This window comes from Streptomyces sp. NBC_01723, from assembly GCF_036246005.1.
In the GTDB taxonomy this organism is placed as follows: Bacteria; Actinomycetota; Actinomycetes; order Streptomycetales; family Streptomycetaceae; genus Streptomyces.
In genome coordinates this window covers 6,926,987-6,947,193 of the sequence record NZ_CP109171.1, presented here as the reverse complement: position 1 = coordinate 6,947,193, position 20,207 = coordinate 6,926,987, and the positions used below count along the sequence as shown (strand labels likewise).

Below are 20,207 nucleotides of genomic sequence, written 5' to 3'. Positions count from 1 at the left end.
TGGAGGATGTCATGGATCAGCAGGCTTCCCTTCAAGGGCACGCTTTGGGGATGGCCCGGCTGTACGGCCTGAGCGGCGAGCCGGAGCACCCCGCCCAGGTCCCCCTCGGCCACCTCCCCACGGCGACCAGGAAGGGCGCGCCCGAGTGGGAGAAAGCGGCCCGGAGGCGGATGCACAACCTCCTCACCCCTGCGAGGGTGGTCAGTGAAGCGGAGGGGAAGGTGCTGGCGGATGCGCAGATCCCCGTGAAGCCACGGCCGCAGGGGGCGGGTTACTACATCGACCCGGCGGTGCCGCGGCTCAGTGATGAGACCAGGGCGGCTGCGCATGTCAGCAACGCCACGGGGATCGCACGGCTGTACGGCCTGAGCAGCGAGCCGGAGCACCCCGCCCAGGTCCCCCTCGGCCACCTCCCCACGCGGAGCAGGAAGGGCGCGCCCGAGTGGGAGAACACAGCCCGGCAGCGGATGCATGATCTCCGAAAGCCTGCGAATGTGGTCAGCGCAGCGGAGAGGAAGGTGCTGACGGAAGCGCAGATCCCCCTGCAGCTACGGCCGCAGGGGGCGGGTTACTACATCGACCCGGCGGTGCCGCGGCTCAGTGATGAGACCAGGGCGGCTGCGCATGTCAGCAACGCCATGGGGATGGCCCGGCTGTACGGCCTGAGCGGCGAGCCGGAGCACCCCGCCCAGGTCCCCCTCGGCCACCTCCCCACGGTGGCCAGGAAGGGCGCGCCGGAGTGGGAGAACGCGGCCCGGAAGCGGATGTATGATCTTCTCAACCCTTCGATGGTGGTCAGTGAAGCGGAGGGGAAGGTGCTGGCGGATGCGCAGATCCCCGTGAAGCCACGGCCGCAGGGGGGTTACTACATCGACCCGGCGGTGCCGCGGCTCAGTGATGAGACCAGGGCGGTTGCGAATGTGAGCAACGCCATGGGGATGGCACGGTTGTACGGCCTGAGCGGCGAGCTGGAATACCCCGCCCAGGTCCCCCTCGGCCACCTCCCCACGACAGCCAGGAAGGACGCGCCCGAGTGGGAGAACGCGGCCCGGAGGCGGATGCATCATCTCCTCAACCCTGTGAAGGTGGTCAGTGAAGCGGAGGGGAAGGTGCTGGCGGATGCGCAGATCCCCGTGAAGCCACGGCCGCAGGGGGCGGGTTACTACATCGACCCGGCGGTAGCGCGGCAGCGGGACTTCTTGTCCGGTGTGGTTGTCGGCGGTGTGCAGCCCGGGCTGGGGCTGCCCGGTGCGGGGGCTGCACAGTCTTGGAGCGGGGCCGCTGTGCCGCTGCCGGGAGTTCTGCCTGCCTCGGACGAGGCGCAGAACCCAGTGGGGAGATATCTGGTGTCCGCGGCCGGTTCCGGTCAGTTCTCCAGTCCCCAGGCCGGTCACCAGCCGGGCCCCTCCCAAGCGGCACCGCCGGCTTTCGGGTACCCGACGGCGCCTCAACCGGCCAAGAGACAGAGGCGCTGAGCCTGCCCCGCCTCCAGAACACAGACAACCACCTTCTCCCCTGTCGGCGGCGCTTGAATGCTGAGCCGATTCCCGCCCTTGGGACCTGAGGTAGCGGCGGTTCCCTCGGGAGGTGTAGGCCTTGTCCGCCAGGACGCGGTCGGGCCGGGTTCGAGGTCGTCCGACTCCGACACGCGGTACTGATACTCCCTCGAGCACCCGCGCAAGCTGGGGGCTGTCACCGTAGTGCCCGGGTGTCAGGACGAAGGCGAGGGGCCGGCACCGCCCGTCGGCGACGAGATGGATTTTGGTGGTGAATCCGCCCCGGGAATGTGCCAGGCATTCGCCGATCGGACCACCTCCTCCAACCGGGCCGTCAGTTTCCGCATCACCGGATCGGCCTGGTTCGTCCCCCGCCCGGCCCCCTTTTGAGCAAGGTCGGCGGCCGGTGTCTTACGTGCGCCGGCGGCGTGCTGGTGGGCGCGCACCGCGGTCGAGTCCACCGACACCTCCCAGTCGATGCGGCCCTCGGCGTCCTCGGCAGCCCGGACGCGCGACAGCAGCATCTTCCATGTGCCGTCCGCTGAACAGCGGCGATGCCGCTTGCAGACCGTTTCCCAGGGCCCGAACCGCTCCGGGAGATCCCGCCACTGCACACCCGTCCGCACTCGGTAGAGAACACCGTTGATCACACGACGGTGATCACTCCACCGGCCCCCCACGCGCACCACCAGGTAAGAAAGACTTCAGCCGATCCCACTCCGCGTTCGTCAGATCCCCACGGCCCATGCAGCCAGCGCCAACCCAACTCCCCACTCACGTGCGGAGATCCGAGAAACATCGCCTAACCTTGTCGTTTAACCTCGGCTCTCGATGAGACGGGCGAGTGATTCTGTGGGCCAGCAGAGCCACTGCAGAACTGGGTTGGTGACCACGAAGTAGTGGGCGCTGACCCGACCTCGCTCCTTGTCCAGGATCTGCGGGGCCTCATCGCGGTAGACGTAGCGGAGATAGCGGCGGCGGAACGGTGCTCCTGCTATCAGCAGCACTGGTGAGGCGACAAGGACGGCCAGCGGGACCAGGACTTTCACGACTGTGAGCTTGGCTCTCTCCTCATAGCGCATGCGCTCAGTGTGCTGGCCCTCTGTGTCACTCGTCAGCCTGTTCTGCGAGGTTTGGTGCCCACCTTGTGGTGGGCGGGACGGCTGTATGCCTCGCCGGTGGCGAGGACGCGTCCCACGTCATGACGGATAGCCGGATAGCGGTTTTTCGAGCCGGGCGGTCGGCCTGGGCCGGGACGGGAGGGTTTCGGTGCGCCGACGGGTGAGCCGGTCTTCGCGTGCAGGTTTCTGAACCCTCTGCGGACGCGGGCGGGTGTCATTTTGTTCGGCTCGGTCGGCTTTTCCCAGGGCCTGCGAAGGTCGGTGGCCAGCGGGCGGGCGATCCGGAGCTGGGCATAGGCGGCGATGACGAGCCAGGTCCACCGGTCGGCCGCTTCCGAGCTGCGGAGCCGGGGCTTGGTCCACCCGAGGGTCTGCTTGAACAGCCGAAATGTGTGTTCGATGTCGAAGCGCCGGAGGAAGGACTGCCAGCAGCGGTCGACGTCTGCCTCGGTGGCGCCGGTGCCCGACCACCACAGCCATACCGGCTTGTTGACCCCGCCGCTGGGCAGCTTCTCCACGACCAGGCGGATGACGGTGCCCTCGATGAGGGGCAGTGGTCCGTCGTGGTCGAGCCATGCGGCCCGGTGGGTCAGCCGCGGGTGCAGCCGGTCCCATGCCTGGGCGGTCGCCTTCCCATAGAGCCGGGTGGCCGTGGCGGTCACAGCCTGCTCGGTGCCCCAGGTTGCGGCGTCACCGAAGACGAACTCGCCGCCGTGCTTGGGCGGCCGGCCGCCCTTGGGGTTGGCCAGGTGGAACTCTTCGCGGGAGGGTGTCGGACGCCGCATCACCCGGTCTGTACGGAGTCGGCCGAGGATCTCGACGGGCAGGTCACTCAGCAGGTGGGCGATGCGCGGGGCGTCGTATCCGGCGTCCAGCACGACCGGGACCTCCGGGTCACCCGGTCGCCACTGGCCGGCGGTGACTAGCCGCTCGACGACCTCGCGGATCTGCACCGTGGTCACGGCGGCGACGTCGGCGCTGGGCTCCAGGTGGACAGCGTCCAGCACCGCCGTCCAGGACGTGCGGCCGGTCTCCAGCGCAGCCACCACCGAGTACGGCCAGCCCGGCACCATCTGATGCTTGCCCTCGCCCCGGCCGAAGGTGTGGCAAAAGGCACGGTTGGCAGAGGTGTTGGCGTCCGGTCGCAGCCACGGCGAGACATCGACGGCCAGTACGAGCCGACCGTCCGCCGCCCTCGGCAGCGGCACCTCGGTCAGGGCACGACGCAGCCGTGCGACGTCGATCCGGCCCTGGTTGAGTCCGCCGTACAGAGCTCCGTGACCTCGGCGGTGTTCGGGCGCGAGCGCGAGATCAACCAGCGTCCGCACCGGCCCGTCCGTGCACAGCAGCGCGTCGCACAACTCGAACAACGCGTCGCCCCGCGCGGTCAGACACGCGTACAACTCCGACCGGAAGCGTGACACTTCCGCGAGCGCATCCCGCAGGACGCCCTGATGCACCAAACTCACGACCACGGCCTTCGCGCTGATCCACTCTGTGACGGAGCACAGGATCAGACGAAGGCCGCTTACACGTCCGCCGAACTGCGAGAACGCTGATCAAGTTCGAGCCGCGTTCGACGCTGGACATTAAACGACAAGCTCAGAGGTCGTTTGCATCTATGTCACCCGGATATATGCCGATTTTCGGAGTGCAAGGTTGTGGTGATCGTGAGGTAGCTGCTGAGCTTTGGGGTTTGTGGGTCGGATGGGGTGGTGGGAGGGACAGGCTGGCGCCTGCTCCTGTTTCATCCCAGGACGCCCGGTCTTCGCGGCCCGCGTGCTTCCGCCATCGCTGCTGTGCGCCTGGGCGCACTCGGCCCGCGGCGGTACGCCGGAAGCATGACGAAGCGACGTCCGTATCCGAGCGATCTGTCCGATGCGCGCTGGGAGTTGATCGAGCCGGTGCTCTCGGCCTGGCGCTTCGAGCGCCGTGGCCGGGCTCTGGACTTCGGCCGGCCACCCGAGCATGACCTGCGCGACATCATGGACGCGATCTTGTACGTCGACCGGACCGGGGTCCAGTGGCGCTACCTCCCGCACGACTTCCCGCACTGGAACACGGTCTACGGCTACTTCGCCAAATGGGCCGATGAGGGCGTGTTTGCCCAGCTCAACGGCCTTCTCCGGCAGCTCTTACGGGAGAAGGAGGGCCGGGACGGCGGGCCGTCGGCCTGCGTGATCGACGCTCAGAGCGTCAAGACCTCCACCAGCGTCCCCGCCGCCGGCCAGGGCGTCGACGCCGGGAAGAAGATCGTCGGCCGGAAGCGGAGCATCGTCACCGACACGCTCGGACTCCTCCTCGCGGTGCTGGTCACCGCAGCGAGCGTGCAGGACTCCGTCGCCGGCACCGCGCTGCTCGACCGGGTCGCCGCCGAGCACCCCGGCATCCGCAAGGTATGGGTCGACGGTGGCTACCGCCAGCACCTCGTCGAGCACGCCGCGACCCTCGGCATCGACATGGAGATCACCACCCGCAAGCCCGGGACCAGGGGCTTCGCCCCGATCCCGAAACGCTGGGCCGTCGAGCGGACCTACGGCTGGCTCATGCTCCACCGGCGCCTGGCCCGCGACTACGAAACCCCGCCGACCCGGTCCGAAGCGGTGGTCCGCATCGCCATGACCGACCTCATGGCCCGCCGCCTCACTGGCGAGAACACGATCTCCTGGCGCGACCCGAAAGAAGCCAACAAACCCCTCATCTCGGGATGAAACATCGGGCGAAAACGACCTCTCAGGGCCTGCGCCCCAGCGTTGCGGCGCGAAGCAGCCACTCGGCCGGTCCGTATCGGGCACGCCGCAACAGCCAGCCGCCAACAGCGAGTTGTGCCGCGTACAGGGCGAAGCATCCCGCCAGTAGTACCGCGGTGCCGTGGCGGCCGTACCAGGCCAGTCCGTAACCGGTGAAGACGAACGCCATCACCAGGGACTGCGTAAGGTAGTGGGTCAGGGCGAGGCGGCCGGCCCCGGCGAGGGCGCCGGCGATCCGGCCGCCGGGGCGGGTGCGCAGCAGGAGCAGCAGCCCACAGACGTACGAGGCCGTCAGCGCGGGGGCGGTGAGAACGCCGACGGCGGAGCCGACGTCGTACCAGCGGGCGTCCAGCGGCCCATTGCGGCAGACGGCCATGAAGGTGCTCCCGGCCAGACCGACGGGCAGGGCGCAGACGGCGATCCGCACCATCCACGCGCGGTATCGGTGGGTCTCGACGAGCAGCCCGCGTCGGCCGGCGGCGAGTCCGGCCAGCAGCGCCGCCAGCATGTCCGCGCCGTACAGGACGTTCCAGCCCAGGGAGTAGTGCAACCACCCCAGATTGGCCTGGACGACTGAGCCGAAGCCACCCCGGTACGCAGCCGCTGTCTCCTGGATCGCTGCCGCGCGGTCCTGCGGATTCACCGGCTCCGTGTAGGCGACCGTCGCCATGCCCCAGACCAGCAGGCATAGGGCGACACCGGTGACAAGACAGGCCGCCGCCCGTACGGCGGTCCGAGGTTCGATGTCCCTGACCGCGAACAGGACGAGCCCCAGCACCGCATAGACCATGAGGACGTCGCCGGGGAAGAGCAGGACGCCGTGGGCGAGCCCCAGGAGGAACAGGCCAGTCAGTCGGCGCAGATATCGGGGAACGAAAGGAGTGCCTGTGCGGTCGGCCGAAGCTTTTTGGAGCGTGAAGCTGTATCCGAACAGGAAGGAGAAGAGCGGAAAGAACTTTGCGCTGACCAAGGTGGTGAGCAGCCAGTCGGCCATCTCGTCCACCCGCGACACACCCAGCTCGCCTCCCGAGCCCATGCGAGGCCCGGCCATGGCCGTGACGTTGACAAGAAGAATGCCCAGCAGGGCGAAGCCGCGCAGTACGTCGATCTCCCGCACCCGCTCGTGCTTCGGTACCGTCTCGGCGGTGTCGAAGGATGTCTGTGTGCGGCGCGGGGAGCGCAAGGAGGGCCTCCGGGACTGGTGCGATGGCAGGACGAACGACAAGGTCGCACCTGACCACGCCCTACTGGTTCCTTCTCCCCAGGTGAGGCCGTCACGCGAGATCGGTGAACGATGCGATCGGCGCGCTGATGCCAGCCGGCCAACCCTGAGCAATGTGTCGGTACAACCGGTCTGGTCCCAGTTCTCGGTGCGGCCAGTCACCCTGGTGTACGGCGGAGCACGGGCACGTTGCCATGTCGATCCCGTTCAGCTCGCGCGCCGCTTCGAGTTCGTTCGGGATCCGCCAGGCGGGCGGCGGTCGGTGGGGAAACGGGGAGTCGCAGTGCACGGCTGACTACCAACGGGGCCCGCCGTGACGGAACCTCTGCCACGCCCGCCTCGGGACTCCGCCGTTTCAACAGGCCATGTGGCGCGATACGACGAGCTGGATGCCGTTCAAGTCATGTGCGCTCTCCTTGGACCGGTCAGATGCGGGATACCGGCCGAACGCCGGGGCTGACTCGAGGGGCACAACGGCTGCCACACGCAAACGGTTCAGGATCCGGCCAACCACTCCTCATTGAGCCTTTTCAGCGTGGCCGCTGAACGGGTGATGGTGCTGCTGGGGAGGAGGGACCGCAACGCACGAGGCTCCCGTGCCGTTGAGGGAGGTGTTCGAAGTCTCAATCCATCGGCACAGGAGCCTCGTTGGTTCCCTATCCTGCCGCACTCGACCTGTCTCACGCCTTGGTCGCGTGGGTCACGATGCTCATCGTCACCCTTGAGGGGGACCGGCGATGCAAGCTCCCGCCGCACCAGCGTGCGCTGGTCGCCCTGGTGTATCTGCGCCGTCACGACACCCTCGCGCGCATCGCGGCCGGCTTCGGTATATCCGTCGGTACCGCTCACGCATACGCCACGGCCGTCGTCGGTCTGCTCGCCGGCCGGGCTCCGGGCCTGCTGAAGGTCCTGCGCGAGAGCGACCCGGACCTCGTGCTGCTGGACGGGACCCTCGCCGAGTGCGACCGGACCGGCGACGGCCGTGGGCCGTGGCGACTACCCGGCCAAGCACCGCCGCCACGGGGTGAACGACCAGGCCGTCACCGACCCCACCGGCAAGGTGCTGTGGATCTCGCCCGCGCTGCCGGACCGCACCCATGACCTGACCTCGGCCCGCCCCCACCGGATCATCCGGATCTGCGAGCGACAGGGCGCCCCCGCCCTGGCTGACCGCGCATACCAGGGCGCCGGCCCTTGGGTCACCACCGGGCTCAAACGACCACCCGGAGGCGAACTCACGCCCACACAGCGAACTGTCAACCGCGCACCGGCCCAGGCTCGAGCTCCCGTCGAACGCGGCATGGCACAGCTGAAGTCCTGGCAGATCTTCCGCAGAGCCCGCATCAGCCCCAACCGCATGACCGTCATCGCCAAGGCCCTCCTCACCCTGGAGAGCCAACGCTGAAAGAGCTCATTGATCCGTCGACGGGCGAGGGCGAGGACAGCGTGATTGTGTCCTTTCCCTTCGCTCCACTTCCGTTGGTGGTAAGCCTTCGATGCGGGGCAGGATTTGAGGCTGGCCATCGCCGACAAGTGCATAGCTCTCATAAGGCCACGGTGGTAGCGGCGGGGCCTGCGAAGGTTGCCACTGACGCGGCCGGAGTCGCGGGTTTGTGGGGCCAGGCCGGCGAAGCCGGCCAGACGGTCGGTACTGCTGAAAGCGCCCATGTCGCCGCCTGTTGCGGCGATGAACTCGGCACCGAGCCTGGTGCCCATGCCGGGGAGACTGCGGATCACTTCGGCATGCGGATGCTCGCGAAACCGGGCCTCGATGTGGGCGTCGAGTTCCGCGATCTCCTCCTCGAGGGTCATCACCCCCTTCGCTAGGCGGGCCACCATGGCGGCGGCCAGGTTCTCACCGGGCAGCACGGAGTGCTGTGCCTGAGCTGCCTCGACGGCGGTGCGGGCCAGGGCGGCGGCACCTTTGACCTTGCGGTTCTTCAGCCATGTCTCGAGGCGCTTGGCACCTGTTCGGCGGATGCCTGCCGGCGTTTGGTGGCCGGTCAGAAGCATCACCGGGCCCTTGTTCGTCAGGTCGAGAGACCGCTCCAGAGCAGGAAAGATCTCCAGCAACTGGGCCGGAGGCGGTTAATCTGCCGGGTACGGTCGAAGACGAGGTCCAGACGCCGGTTGGTCAGGGTGCGCAGGTCGACAGCGATCTCGTCGCCGGGCCGCAGCAGACCCAGGTCCCGCCGAATGCGAGCCTGGTCGGCGATGACGAAGGCGTCCTTCGCGTCGGTCTTTCCCTCGCCCCGGTAAGTGGCCGAGGCCCGGTGGACCGCGAGACCGGTGAGGTAGACAACGGGCTGGGCATGGGCCGTGAGCAAGCCGATCAGCAGGGCGGCGCCGCCGTGATTGAGGTCGACAGCCCAGAGCGCATCGTCGGATATCGCCAGCACATCGCCGATCAGAGCCAGCAGTTCCGTCTCGTCGTTCTCGACCCGGCGGGACAGCAGCCGCTCGCCCTCCGCGTTGATCACCACGGCATGGCGATGCGTCTTGCCGATGTCTACCCCGGCCCAGATCTCGGGCACGTCCCCTCCCGCCAGCTCGTCTCACACCAGTCCCGCGGACGACCTCGCCGACGTTGTCCTACAGCAGCGATCGAGTCGCGTCTCCCAATCAGCGGTCGAGTCGTCACGGGGCTCCAGGTGGCCAACCCGTAAGCCATCCACCGCTCAACCTTTACAGCCATACCCGGAGCCCCCGGGCCCTCCGATCCTACGAATGACCGGTCAGACCCACGCCTAGAGGTTGTCCCGTATGGAGTGTGAGTTATCCAGTGAGGGCCAGGTTGTGCAGTCGGGCGATGCCGAGCATGGCCTGGTGAACTCCGTCGCCCTTGAGTCGGCAGTCCCGCAGGATCTTCCAGTTCTTCAACCGCGACAGGGCGTGTTCCACGCGCGCTCGTGCCCGGCGATGGACGGCGTTCTCTGCCTCCTGCGAGGGGCTGAGGTGGCTCTGGCCTCGTCGTTTGCGGTGCGGGATCAGGAGGCCGGTGCCTTGGTAGCCGCCGTCGGCAAGGGTCGGGGCGCCGCGGCAGGCCCGATCGATGCCGGACTCGGTGAAGGCCCGGCAGTCGTTGCGGCTGCCGGGCAGCGGGAGACCGATGGCCACGACCAGGCGGCTGTTGGCGTCGATGACGACCTGCAGATTGGTCGAGTACCGGTAGTTCTTGCTGGACGCGGCGACACTGCGGTCGCGGGTGGGCACCAGAGTGCCGTCGACGATGTAGACGGTGTCCTTGCGCGGCCGCCGCGCGGGCGAGATGGCCAGCAGCGGTGCGAGATGGTCCAAGATGCGGTCGGCAGCGGACTTCGAGACTCCGAACAACGGCGCCACCTGCCGCAACGTGAGGTTCGTGCGCCAGTACGTCGCCACCAGCAACACCCGGTCTTCGAGCGACAGCCGCCATGGCCGGCCACGCTGAACGTCGCCACCTCGGCGCCGTACCAGTGCCACCAGCCTCGCAAACTGCACCTCGGTCAGACCCGCAAACGGCTCGATCCACTTCGGATCATCTGCTGAGATCACCCCACCCATGCCCGACCAACGCACCAGCAGCACCACCGGTTACGGGACAACCTCTAGGAAGGTAGGACAGCCTTTAGAGGCCGTTCTCTTTCCGAATGCCGTGTGCAGATTCCGCTGGTCAGGCATGAGATTGCGGCTGTGGCGGGAGCCTCGACTCGTTGCTGATCGAGTCGGTGGGGGTGGCGGATGCCGTCGATGCGTGCGGTCCTGGAAACGCGGCGGAAGGCCGCTGCCGTGCGGGTGGATGAGCTCGAAGCCGAACTGAAGCGGGTGCGGGCAGACTTGGCGGATGCCGAGGAGGTTCTCAAGCTTCGGACGATCGGCCTCGAGCAGTATCTGGAAGCGCTCGCCGAGGAGGAACAGCCGGCCGAGACAGTCGTTGGCCCGTCGCCGAGGACGCCGGTGGGCCCGCGCCGTGCGGTGCCGCATCGACAGAACGCGGCCGGGGTCGAAGACCTGTCGGTGGACTACCAGGCGGTGATGGCAGCCGCGGCCGAGGCCGGGATCGACGGGCTGGGTGCCCGGCGGGCGGCCGTGGTGCTTGGCTGGGACAGTGCCTCGGCCTCACGCGTCGAGGGTGCGAGAGCACGGCTGAAGAGGCTGGTGGAACGGGGCTGGCTGGTGGAGACGAGGCCCGGGAGGTTCACCCTGCCGTCAGGACTGCAGGCCGACGAGATCGTGCGGCCAGGCGGCGGCTCATCAGGGCGATCATCGACCAGCGGATGACGGCTTCGCTCGTGTCGGGGCGGCGTTCGTAGTCCCTGACCAGGCGGCGGCTGCGCAGAAACCACGCAAAGGACCGTTCGACGACCCAGCGGCGGGGAAGGGCCTGGAAGCCCCGGACGTCCTCACTGCGGCGGACGATGTCGAGGACGAGCCCGAGGTGCTGGCTGGTCCAGTCGGTGAGGTGGCCGGTGTAGCCGCCATCGGCCCAGACCCGGGCCAGCCGCCGGAAACGGCCGGCCGCCGCTGGCAGAAGGGACCGGGCGCCGTCCCGGTCGGTCACGGAGGCCGGTGTGACCAGGACGGCTAGGAGAAGTCCGAGCGTGTCGGTGAGCAGGTGCCGCTTGCGACCATTGATCTTCTTGCCCGCGTCGAAGCCCCGTGAGCCGAAGGTGACAGTGGCGTCTGCCTTCACCGACTGCGAGTCCACGACCCCCGCGCTCGGGTCGGCGCTGCGGCCTTCACCGGCGCGGACGGCTTCCCGCAGCCGGTGGTGCAGCTCGGTGACCAGTCCCGTGTCCCGCCAGCGGGCGAAGAAGGCGTAGACGCGCGGCCAGGGCGGGAAGTCCGCGGGCATCGCCCTCCACTTGATGCCGTTGTCGACGAGGTAGCGCACTGCGTCGATCATCTGCCGGTGGCAGTAGCCCTCCGGACGCCCGCCACAGCCCGAAAGCCAGCCCGGAACCGGCAGCAGATCCCTCACCACGGCCCACTCGGCATCGCTCATGTCCGAGCCGTATCGAGGCCGGCGCTGCGGCCGGTCGACTGCGTTCCCGAACCTGTGGGCGAGGCAGTCACACCCACGAGTGGACGAACTGGACTCGGCGACCACGACCACGCGACACTTCGACAACAGGGCCTCTTGCTTCTCGCTGGACTCGACATCCGCGAGCTACCAAGAGGCCCTTCCTTCATGCACCCGCCCCGGACAACTCACCCGAACCAGGACCCCGTTCGAACCTGCCCGACCGCGCGAGCGGATAGAGAACAGGCAGTTAGACCGTGTCCTACATGGTCAGTTTGAGGAGTCGTTTGTAGCAGCACAGTGCTGCGGCGAGGCCGAGAAAGGCCAGGTAGTTGCGGGGTTTCCGTTCGTAGCGAGGGCTGAGTCTGCGGTAGCCGGACAGCCAGGAGATGGTCCGTTCGATCACCCATCGGCGCCGACCCAATCGTTCGCTGGACTCGATGCCCTTGCGGGCGATACGCACTCCGATCCGCTTGCCGCGGAGCCATTTTCGCAGTTCAGGGATGTCGTAGGCCTTGTCGGCATGGAGGCGTTGGGGTTTGAAGTGGCGGCCGCGATAGGGGTCGTGTTTCGTTTGGTGACCCGCCACCATGGGCTTCAGGCTTTGGCTGTCGTGGACGTTGGCGGCCGAGACGCCGACGACCAGGGGCAGTCCGTTCGCGTCCGACAGGGTGTGCATCTTGGAACCCGGCTTGCCTCGGTCCACGGGGCTCGGACCTGTGTGTTCGCCCCTTTTTTAGCGCGCACATGAGCCGAGTCGAGGACCACACGGGAGACATCGACAAGGCCCGCGTCATCGAGCCGGTGAACGACGGCTTCATGCAAGCGCCCCCACACGCCGGCCCTCGACCAGATCATGAACCTGCGGTGTGCGGTCGACTTCGATATCCCGAAACACGGCGGCAGAGCCCGCCAGGCACATCCACTGACCAGCACATAGATGATCGCTGCGAACAGCGTCTCATCAGGCGTGTTCTGCTTCCCGCCGCCCTGCGGCCGAACCCGGACCTCCGGGATCAACGGCCTGGCGATCTCCCACAAGCCGTCCGGAACAATCCAACTCCACGTACCCCGCCCCATACGCAGCCCAACGACCAACTGACCACGTAGGACACGGTCTTAGGGCTCGCAGAGAATCAACATGTTGGTTTGATCTTTGTGGGGCTGCTGTTGGCGAGGAACGTGGTGATATCAGCAGGTGTCCGGAACCTGGCCGTCGAGGGTGGAATCGTGTAGCCGTGCTCGGCCAGGAGGGGCTGGACTTGGAGAACGGCCCTGGTGAGGGTGCTGGTGCGGACTCCGAAGAGTTGGGCGAGAAGGTCTCGGGTGCCGAGTTTGCGCGGGTAGAGCACGGTGGCCAGGACTCTGTCGGCGGTGGTCAGCTTGTCCTTGGCCCCAGCGCCTCGAGCGCGGATGCGTTGGCCTCCTCGCTGCCGGAGCCGTCCGTGCTCACGTAACTCGTCCAGCTTCTGTGCCAGTTGATCGACGAGTTCGTTCATCACCGGTTCGGGCATTCCGGTCAGCTCCGGATTGCGCAGGCACCCGGTGCAGGGCTGCGGGGACGGGCCGCCAACTGACCGCGAGTCCTTGGCGCCGCTGGTGGTGACGGGAGGGTGAGGGTGGAGGGTGTAGTTCCAGTCTCCATGGAAGCGGTGCCGGTGTATGGGCAGAGCGTCGATATCACCGTCGGTGACCCTGATGCCGGTGTCGTAGGTGCCAGGGTCCAGCTCCGCGTGGACGGTCAGCCCGGTCCGGGTGGTGGTCGCCGCGATGCTGTTCACGATGACGTCGTGGCTGGTCAGCGGGCGGCCGCGCCAGTTCATAGAGATGTGGGAGAACAGCCGGTGCTCGATCTTGTTCCATTTCGAAGTGCCCGGCGGCATGTGGCAGACCGTGATGGCCAGGCCCGTCTCGGCGGCCAGGGCGGCGAGTTCCGTCTTCCAGGCGCGGGTGCGGTAACCGTTGGACCCGCCCGCGTCCGCAGTGACCAGCAGACGGGTGGCGGCCGGATAGTCGTGCCGGCCCCGGGCCTGCCACCAGCGGCGGATGGAAGCGACAGCGAACGCGGCGGTGTCGTGATCCGTGCCGACACTCACCCAGCCGGTGTTCGCGGCGATGTCATAGATGCCGTAGGGGATCGCCTTGCCCGGTCCCTGTCGGTCCAGGAAGTCGTGCGTCTTGGCCAGGACCGGCTCACCGGCCGGCCGCCACTGTCGGCCCGCGTTCTTGTAATCGCCGACGAGTTCCTTCTTCTTCACATCCACGCTGATCACCGGCTGGCCGGCATCCATGTGCTGCCTGGCCCGCTCGTTGATGTAGCGGAACTGGGCGTCACGGTCCGGGTGCTGCTTGCCTTCGGTGGTCTTGGTGCCGGCCTGCAGACACCTCAGGCGCTCAACGTGTCAAGCAGCTGCGGCGAGAGCGGTCGGAAAGGCCGTGTGTTCCTCGAACAGCGTGTGGTGCTGGAGGCAGCAGTAGAGCTGGCCGAGCATGCGGTTGAAGAGGTTGCGCTGGGCGGCAGCGTGCCAGTCCCCGCGGTCATAGCGGCGGCGCCGGTAGTGCGCCTTGGCGCCGGGCGAGGCGGTGATCGCGGCGAAGGCCCAGAGGTAGCCGGCGTGGTTGAGCCGGTCATTCTTCACCCACCGCCGGGTGATGCTCGACTTCTTGCCGGAGGCCCTGGTGATAGGTGATGCGCCTGCGTATGCCTTCAGACCGCGGGCGTCCGCGAAGCGGGCCTTGTCGTCTCCGATCTCGGCGAGCACCCGGGCGCCGAGCTGGACGCCGAGACCGGGGAAGCTGAGGATGATCTCAGCGTCCGGGTGCTGAGAGAAAGCTTCTTCGACCGCCTCAGCGAGGTCGTCGGCAGCCGTGCAGGCGGCCTCCAGCTGGACCAAGAGCGCGAGCATTTGCTTGCCCAGCGCGTCCTCGACCAGGGGCGGCTGATGAGCATAGTCGGCGCGGAAGACGCCACGGAGCCGCTCGGCCTCGGCCGTGATGCCCCGCTTGCGGCCGGCCCGCTTGAGCGCGGCCTCCAGCTGCGGGCGGGTCAGCCGCGCGGCCCGGGTCGGCGTCGGGGCCGCCTTCAGAAGCTCCCGGGCTTCCGGTCGGCACAGACCGTTGCGCCAGGGCTCGAAGGCCGCCAGGGCGGCCGCGTAATACTCCGCAGCAGCGAGCGAAGCTGGTTGGACAGCTGCTGGCGGTTCCAGAGTGAGTCTTGCTGAGCACGGGCGAGGACGGCAACGGCCCGGCCGAGGTCGCTGTCATCAGGCAGCGGCCGGTGGGCGTGCATGTCGGTGCGCAGGATGTTCGCGAGGACCAGGGCGTCGCCGGGGTCGGACTTCTTGCGCGAGACCGAGTGCCGGTCGCGGTAGCGGGCGGCGGCCATCGGGTTGATCGCGAACACTTGCCGCTTGCCGGCCCTCAGCACGGCCACGAGCAGGCCCCGCGAGGTCTCGATCGCGACCGGGATCGGGTTCTCCTCACTGTCGCCGTACTCGACCAGCAAGTCCAGCAGGATCTTGTAGCCCGTGGCGTCGTCGGTAATGTGCCGCTTGGCCAGTAACTGACCGCTGTCGTCGACCAGGGCGACGTCATGTGTCCGCTCGGCCCAGCCGATGCCGCAGTAGATCAAGATGTTCCTCCCCATGGTGCAGTTTCTGCAGGTCACGAGCTCATGCGGAACCACGCAGCGACCTAATCCCAGGGCTCCGCGCAAGGGCCGGCCCGCCACCTCAGTAGCTGTTCGTGGCACCAGCTCGCCCCACGGGCCTCGGTCTATCCGGGAGCTCAGACAGCTCGGGTTTCACAAGAGGTCACCGTGCAGCGGACTCGCACCGCCAACACCAACGAGTGATCAAGGTGTGAGTGTTGACGCTCGACGGTCCTGGGCGGCGCTGATCTACCTATAGGCATCGGGGCCAGGCGACCTTGAGGCGTACACCCAAAACCGACGAACATCAACATCCACACTGTGGTGACAGGTGTCGCCTCGACACCCGCCCGACCGCCACCACCGCAAGCACCAGGCCGTCGCACCGCTCTGCAGGAAGGCATGGCCTGCCGGGCTGAAACAAGGTGTCAACGTCCCGGTACTCGAACAGATCCGAAGAGCCGGAGCTTCACGGACCCGTTGTTAGAAGGGGATTAGGCTGAAGCCCTCCTCACGCAGCAGGTCAGCGACCGTGTCCGCTCCCACCCGATGCCCCTGCCGGGTGAGCTCGGTTGCGAGGCTCCTGGTCGACTTCACCGTCCAACGCAGCGGCGACATCGGATCGCCCCGTTCGTCAGGTTCCACCAGCGCCAGCAAGGCGGGCCGCAGTCCCGGATCAAGGTCCACGGCCTTCTTCCGGCCACCACCGGGCCTGCGTACCCGGCCCAGAGGTTCCTCGCCGGCCTCCAGCTCGTCCACGCCCTCGCGGACCGTCGTCTCGCTGACCTGGGCCGCCCGCGCAACCGCCCGGATACCACCATGCCCCAGGACCCGGGCCTCGGCCCCCATCATCAACCGGCGCTGCCGTTCGTCGAGATGTGGAAACAACACTCCCAACTGCACTGCAAGTTGGCCACGAACCTCGTCGGAGACGCTCATACCACAACAACGAGCCGCATCACGGGAAGCAACACCTTGATTCTCTGCGAGCCCTAACGAGCTCGTGCACGGTAAGCGGTGAGACGTCGAGGGTGATGGTGGGGCTCGGTGTTCACTTCTGCCGTGCCGACATCAGGTTCGCGGTTTGCTGGTGTGAGAGCAGGCTGGCGATGGCCTGGACGGTGTCGCTCATGTGTTCGCGGCGGCCGAGGTGTCGGGCCAGGGCCCGCCAGTTCTTGAGGTGGGCGATGCCGTGCTCGACCCGGATCCGCCTCGATGAGTGCGCCTTGCGCTGGCGCTGGTACATCTCCTCGTACCAGTCCGGGGCGTTCTTCTTGAACTTGCGGTGCGGCGGGGTGATCACCCGGCCGCCGGTCTGAGCGCCCAGGCCCTGGTAGCCGGCGTCGGCGAGGATTTCCACCGCGGGCCCGTCGGCCAGGAGCTTGACCAGCCCAAGCTGGCGGGCGTGGGTGATGTCCGCGCAGCTGCCGGGCCTGTTCGGGCTGCAGAAGAGCACGCGGCCGTCCCCGTCCGTGACGACCATGCTCTTGACCGCGTTCTGCTTGTTCTTGCCGGAGATGAACCTGTCCCGGTCCTTGCGCCCCGCGGCCGGCCGGCGGACCCGGATCTCGGTGCCGTCGATGATCCCGGTCTTCCCGCTTGCGCCGAGATGGGCGATGACCTCTGCCAAGGTCCGCAACCGCACTCCGGGACTCACGGTGCAGCCGCGCTCGGCCAACAGGGGCCGCACCTCACCGACGGCGCGGGTGATGGTGGAGCGGTCCACCCCGAACCAGCAGGCCAGCACGTCGTGAGTGACCCCATGCCGAAGATGGACGAGCGTGGCCAGGAGCCGGTCGACGAAGACCAGCCGGTGCTTCGCGCCTGCGCCCACAGCCCGCTTCCGCGGCCGGGAGGTGAGCCGGGCCCGGTGACACTGATGCCACAACGGACCCATCTCGGAAACGAGTTCAGCGATCACGTCAACAGATAAGCCCGTGATCCTCCGGCCGCTGATGATCGCTGCACGAGACGCGTTCCTCACATGAACATGATCGACGATCGGGAGTCTCGACGTCTCACCGCTTACCGTGCACGAACTCGCTAGGGTATACAGGGCATACGCCTAGATTAGATGCCCTCTCGGATCCCAAGGTCCGGAACCGGCTTACAGTTCAGGCGTCGCGGACAAGGGAGGGGTGGTTGTCTGTGTTCTGGAGGCGGGGCAGGCTCAGCGCCTCTGTCTCTTGGCCGGTTGAGGCGCCGTCGGGTACCCGAAAGCCGGCGGTGCCGCTTGGGAGGGGCCCGGCTGGTGACCGGCCTGGGGACTGGAGAACTGACCGGAACCGGCCGCGGACACCAGATATCTCCCCACTGGGTTCTGCGCCTCGTCCGAGGCAGGCAGAACTCCCGGCAGCGGCACAGCGGCCCCGCTCCAAGACTGTGCAGCCCCCGCACCGGGCAGCCCCAGCCCGGGCTGCACACCGCCGGCAACCACACCGGACAAGAAGTCCCGCTCCCGCGGTACCGCCGGGTCGATGTAGTAACCCGCCCTGTTCGGCCGTGGCTTCACGGGGATCTGCGCATCCGCCAGCACCTTCCCCTCCGCTTCACTGACCACACTCGCAGGGTCGAGGAGATGATGCATCCGCTGCTGGGCTGCTTTCTCCCACGCGGGCGCGTCCTTCCTCCGCATGGGGAGGTGGCCGAGGGGGACCTGGGCGGGGTGTTCCGGCTCGCGGGTCAGGCCGTACAGCCGTGCGATCCCCGTGGCGTTGCTGACATTCGCAGCCGCCCTGGTGTCCTCACTGTGCCGCGCTACCGTCGGGTCGATGTGGTAACCCGCTCCCTGCGGCCGTGGCTTCACGGGGATCTGCGCATCCGCCAGCACCTTCCCCTCCGCTTCACTGACCACATTTTCGGGTTTGCGGAGGTTATGCATCCGCTGCCGGGCCGCGTTCTCCCACGCGGGCGCGTCCTTCCTGGCCTGCGTGGGGAGGTGGCCGAGGGGGACCTGGGCGGGGTGTTCCGGCTCGCGGGTCAGACCGTACAGCCGTGCGATCCCCGTGGCGTTGCTGACATTCGCAGCCGCCCTGGTGTCCTCACTGTGCCGCGGCACCGCCGGGTCGATGTGGTAACCCCCCTGCGGCCGTGGCTTCAGGGGGATCTGCGCATCCGCCAGCACCATCCTCTCCGCTTCACTGGCCACCTTGACAGGGCTGAGGAGATGATGCATCCGCTGCCGGGCCGCGTTCTCCCACTTGGGCGCGTCCTTCCTGGTCGCCGTGGGGAGGTGACCGAGGGGGACCTGGGCGGGGTGTTCCGGCTCGCGGGTCAGGCCGTACAGCCGTGCGATCCCCGTGGCGTTGCTGACATTCGCAGCCGCCCTGGTGTCCTCACTGTGCCGCGCTACCGCCGGGTCGATGTAGTAACCCGCTCCCTGCGGCCGTAGCTTCAGGGGAATTTGCGCATCCGCCAGCACCATCCTCTCCGCTTCACTGGCCACCTTGGCAGGGTCGAGGAGATGATGCATCCGCTTCCGGGCCGCGTTCTCCCACGCGGGCGCGTCCTTCCTGCTCCGCTTGGGGAGGTTGCCGAGGGGGACCTGGGCGGGGTGTTCCGGCTCGCCGCTCAGGCCGTACAGCCGGGCCATCCCCAGAGCGTGCCCTTGAAGGGGAGCCTGCTGATCCATGACATCCTCCATACGCAAACCGCCGACAACACCCCCCTCAACGCAGCACACCGCCCGACGGTTCAACACCCGCCTGCCCTAAGACCGTGTCCTACGTGGTGAGGCGGATGAGTCGTTTGTAGCAGCAGAGGGCGGCGGCTAGGCCGAGAAATGCCAGGTAGTTGCGGGGGTCGCGCTCGTACCGCGGGCTGAGTCTGCGGTAGCCGGACAGCCACGACATGGTGCGCTCGATGACCCAGCGTCGGCGTCCTACTGAGGTTTTCAGGGCGGGGTCGGTGGGGTGATGGCCAGACCTGTGGCGGTCAGGCAGCCGTCGACCAGGTGGGGTCGGAGCTGGATCCTGCGTAACTCGCGGCGAAGGGTGCGGTCGAGGTCGGCGGATGTGTCGAAGGCGGTGTTGGCCATCGCCCTGCGTACCAGCGACCAGACGGCCTCGACGGGATTGAGGTCGGGTGCGTAGGGCGGGAGGCGGACGGTGGTGAGCCAGTCGTGGTCGGCCTCGTACTGCTTCAGCCCGGTGGCCAGGTGGGTGTTGAGGTTGTCCCAGACCACCACGATCGGGCCGTCGAGCTGGAGGTGTGCGCGGACCAGGAGGTCGCGGTAGTCCTGCCAGGAGAGGCTTTTGCGTGCGCCCTTGAGGCGGAGGTGAGCGCGGGGCCGGTGGATGAGGCGGCTCTTCTCGCCGGGTTTGTAGCAGCACAGTGCGGCGATGGAAGTCCGGCGGCGGGACCTGCCGCGGACGCGGATGACGGGGGTGTGTCCGCGTCGGCCCCAGGTGTGGGCACGGGGCGGGGTCATCGAGAAGCCGGCCTCGTCCTCGAAGACGATCCAGGCACCGGACGCCGCCGCGAGTCTTTTACCTGCGGCCACACCTCCCTCTTCCACAGCTCCACCGCATGCTCGTCGCGCTCGAGTGCTCTGCGGGCGGGTGCCTGCCAGGACCAACCGTGCCGTTTCAGCAGCCGCCACACCGTCGCCACCGACAGGCTCACCCGCAGACGCCGGCGGATCACCGTCTGCACCCGTGTCAGGGTCCAGCGTTCGTCTTCGAAGCCGTGTACGGCCGGCCCCTTGCCGAGTTCTTCCTCGAGCACGGCGAACTGGGCGTCTGTGACGGTCGGGGAGTTCGCCGGACCCGCCGAGCGCAGGGCCTCCATGCCGCCCTCGCGCCAGGCACGACGCCAGCGCTCCACCGACCGCACACTCACCCGCAGATCCTTCGCGATCGCCGCCGTCTTCTCGCCCGCCGCGAACCTCTCGCCGGCCTGAAGCCGGATCCCCTCACGAAAGGCCCGCCGCTCAGCGGTCAAGCCCCCACCCTCCGGATACCTCACAC

The 20,207-nt window shown here is 67.9% G+C and carries 12 protein-coding genes and 7 pseudogenes; 4 read left to right on the top strand and 15 right to left on the bottom strand.

The window, feature by feature from the left end:
• Positions 1-11: 11 nt before the first annotated feature.
• The gene (locus OIE75_RS32650) at positions 12-1,475 is read left to right on the top strand and encodes a hypothetical protein (protein WP_329473096.1); all 1,464 of its coding nucleotides are present in this window, start codon (positions 12-14) and stop codon (positions 1,473-1,475) included.
• Between the two features lie 84 nt (positions 1,476-1,559).
• Here OIE75_RS32650 and OIE75_RS32645 read toward each other — a convergent pair.
• From OIE75_RS32645 to OIE75_RS32635, 3 genes and pseudogenes are all read right to left on the bottom strand, one after another.
• Positions 1,560-2,243: pseudogene (locus tag OIE75_RS32645) on the bottom strand (IS5 family transposase); the annotation flags it as partial.
• 68 nt (positions 2,244-2,311) lie between these two features.
• Positions 2,312-2,545, bottom strand: coding sequence for a hypothetical protein (locus tag OIE75_RS32640; RefSeq protein WP_329473095.1), 234 nt, complete (start codon positions 2,543-2,545; stop codon positions 2,312-2,314).
• Positions 2,546-2,610: 65 nt separating this feature from the next.
• Positions 2,611-4,086, bottom strand: a complete 1,476-nt coding sequence (locus OIE75_RS32635) for an NF041680 family putative transposase (RefSeq protein WP_329473094.1) — start codon at positions 4,084-4,086, stop codon at positions 2,611-2,613.
• A 372-nt stretch (positions 4,087-4,458) separates the two neighbouring features.
• Here OIE75_RS32635 and OIE75_RS32630 point away from each other — a divergent pair, with 372 nt between their 5' ends.
• Positions 4,459-5,328, top strand: coding sequence for an IS5 family transposase (locus OIE75_RS32630; protein ID WP_329473076.1), 870 nt, complete (start codon positions 4,459-4,461; stop codon positions 5,326-5,328).
• Positions 5,329-5,350: 22 nt separating this feature from the next.
• On the opposite strand, the gene OIE75_RS32625 is transcribed toward OIE75_RS32630, so the two are convergent.
• Positions 5,351-6,550: a DUF418 domain-containing protein gene (locus tag OIE75_RS32625; protein ID WP_329473093.1), complete on the bottom strand. Its 1,200-nt coding sequence runs from the start codon at positions 6,548-6,550 to the stop codon at positions 5,351-5,353.
• A gap of 687 nt (positions 6,551-7,237) precedes the next feature.
• Between OIE75_RS32625 and OIE75_RS32620 the strand changes: the two are divergent.
• Positions 7,238-7,994, top strand: a pseudogene (locus OIE75_RS32620) (transposase family protein).
• Here OIE75_RS32620 and OIE75_RS32615 read toward each other — a convergent pair.
• Both OIE75_RS32615 and OIE75_RS32610 read right to left on the bottom strand, forming a co-directional pair.
• Positions 7,994-9,123: pseudogene (locus tag OIE75_RS32615) on the bottom strand (IS110 family transposase); the annotation flags it as partial. The pseudogenes OIE75_RS32620 and OIE75_RS32615 sit on opposite strands and share 1 nt — an antisense overlap.
• Before the next feature lie 241 nt (positions 9,124-9,364).
• A complete protein-coding gene (locus OIE75_RS32610) occupies positions 9,365-10,132 on the bottom strand; it encodes an IS5-like element IS1373 family transposase (protein WP_329474011.1) in 768 nt (255 codons plus the stop codon).
• A 186-nt stretch (positions 10,133-10,318) separates the two neighbouring features.
• Between OIE75_RS32610 and OIE75_RS32605 the strand changes: the two genes are divergently transcribed.
• On the top strand, positions 10,319-10,849 hold the full coding sequence (locus OIE75_RS32605; RefSeq protein ID WP_329473073.1) for a hypothetical protein: 531 nt from the start codon (positions 10,319-10,321) through the stop codon (positions 10,847-10,849).
• Here OIE75_RS32605 and OIE75_RS32600 read toward each other — a convergent pair.
• From OIE75_RS32600 to OIE75_RS41535, 9 genes and pseudogenes are all read right to left on the bottom strand, one after another.
• A complete protein-coding gene (locus OIE75_RS32600) occupies positions 10,767-11,573 on the bottom strand; it encodes an IS5 family transposase (protein ID WP_329473092.1) in 807 nt (268 codons plus the stop codon). The genes OIE75_RS32605 and OIE75_RS32600 overlap by 83 nt on opposite strands.
• A gap of 280 nt (positions 11,574-11,853) precedes the next feature.
• Positions 11,854-12,671 (bottom strand): IS5 family transposase gene (locus OIE75_RS32595; protein WP_329474100.1). Its coding sequence is split into 2 segments (ribosomal slippage): positions 11,854-12,323 and positions 12,323-12,671, totalling 819 coding nucleotides; the frame shifts between segments, so codons are not numbered across the junction.
• Between the two features lie 56 nt (positions 12,672-12,727).
• Positions 12,728-13,972: pseudogene (locus OIE75_RS32590) on the bottom strand (ISAzo13 family transposase); the annotation flags it as partial.
• A 21-nt stretch (positions 13,973-13,993) separates the two neighbouring features.
• Positions 13,994-15,237: pseudogene (locus tag OIE75_RS32585) on the bottom strand (IS110 family transposase).
• A 498-nt stretch (positions 15,238-15,735) separates the two neighbouring features.
• A pseudogene (locus OIE75_RS32580) lies at positions 15,736-16,179 on the bottom strand (ISAzo13-like element transposase-related protein); the annotation flags it as partial.
• A gap of 112 nt (positions 16,180-16,291) precedes the next feature.
• Positions 16,292-17,074: a transposase family protein gene (locus tag OIE75_RS32575; protein WP_329473091.1), complete on the bottom strand. Its 783-nt coding sequence runs from the start codon at positions 17,072-17,074 to the stop codon at positions 16,292-16,294.
• Between the two features lie 336 nt (positions 17,075-17,410).
• Complete coding sequence (locus OIE75_RS32570; RefSeq protein WP_329473090.1) at positions 17,411-18,871, bottom strand: hypothetical protein; 1,461 nt, start codon at positions 18,869-18,871, stop codon at positions 17,411-17,413.
• Positions 18,872-18,962: 91 nt separating this feature from the next.
• Positions 18,963-19,124, bottom strand: a pseudogene (locus OIE75_RS32565) (transposase); the annotation flags it as partial.
• Between the two features lie 8 nt (positions 19,125-19,132).
• Positions 19,133-20,205 (bottom strand): IS630 family transposase gene (locus OIE75_RS41535; protein WP_443078410.1). Its coding sequence is split into 2 segments (ribosomal slippage): positions 19,133-19,695 and positions 19,695-20,205, totalling 1,074 coding nucleotides; the frame shifts between segments, so codons are not numbered across the junction.
• Positions 20,206-20,207: the final 2 nt, after the last annotated feature.

Bases quoted from the DNA above. Each gene is read 5' to 3' on its own strand.
- OIE75_RS32600 (WP_329473092.1), bottom strand. From the start codon at position 11,573: ATGAGCGATGCCGAGTGGGCCGTGGTGAGGGATCTGCTGCCGGTTCCG.
- OIE75_RS32605 (WP_329473073.1), top strand. From the start codon at position 10,319: ATGCGTGCGGTCCTGGAAACGCGGCGGAAGGCCGCTGCCGTGCGGGTG.
- OIE75_RS32570 (WP_329473090.1), bottom strand. From the start codon at position 18,871: ATGGATCAGCAGGCTCCCCTTCAAGGGCACGCTCTGGGGATGGCCCGG.
- OIE75_RS32630 (WP_329473076.1), top strand. From the start codon at position 4,459: ATGACGAAGCGACGTCCGTATCCGAGCGATCTGTCCGATGCGCGCTGG.
- OIE75_RS32650 (WP_329473096.1), top strand. From the start codon at position 12: ATGGATCAGCAGGCTTCCCTTCAAGGGCACGCTTTGGGGATGGCCCGG.
- OIE75_RS32610 (WP_329474011.1), bottom strand. From the start codon at position 10,132: ATGGGTGGGGTGATCTCAGCAGATGATCCGAAGTGGATCGAGCCGTTT.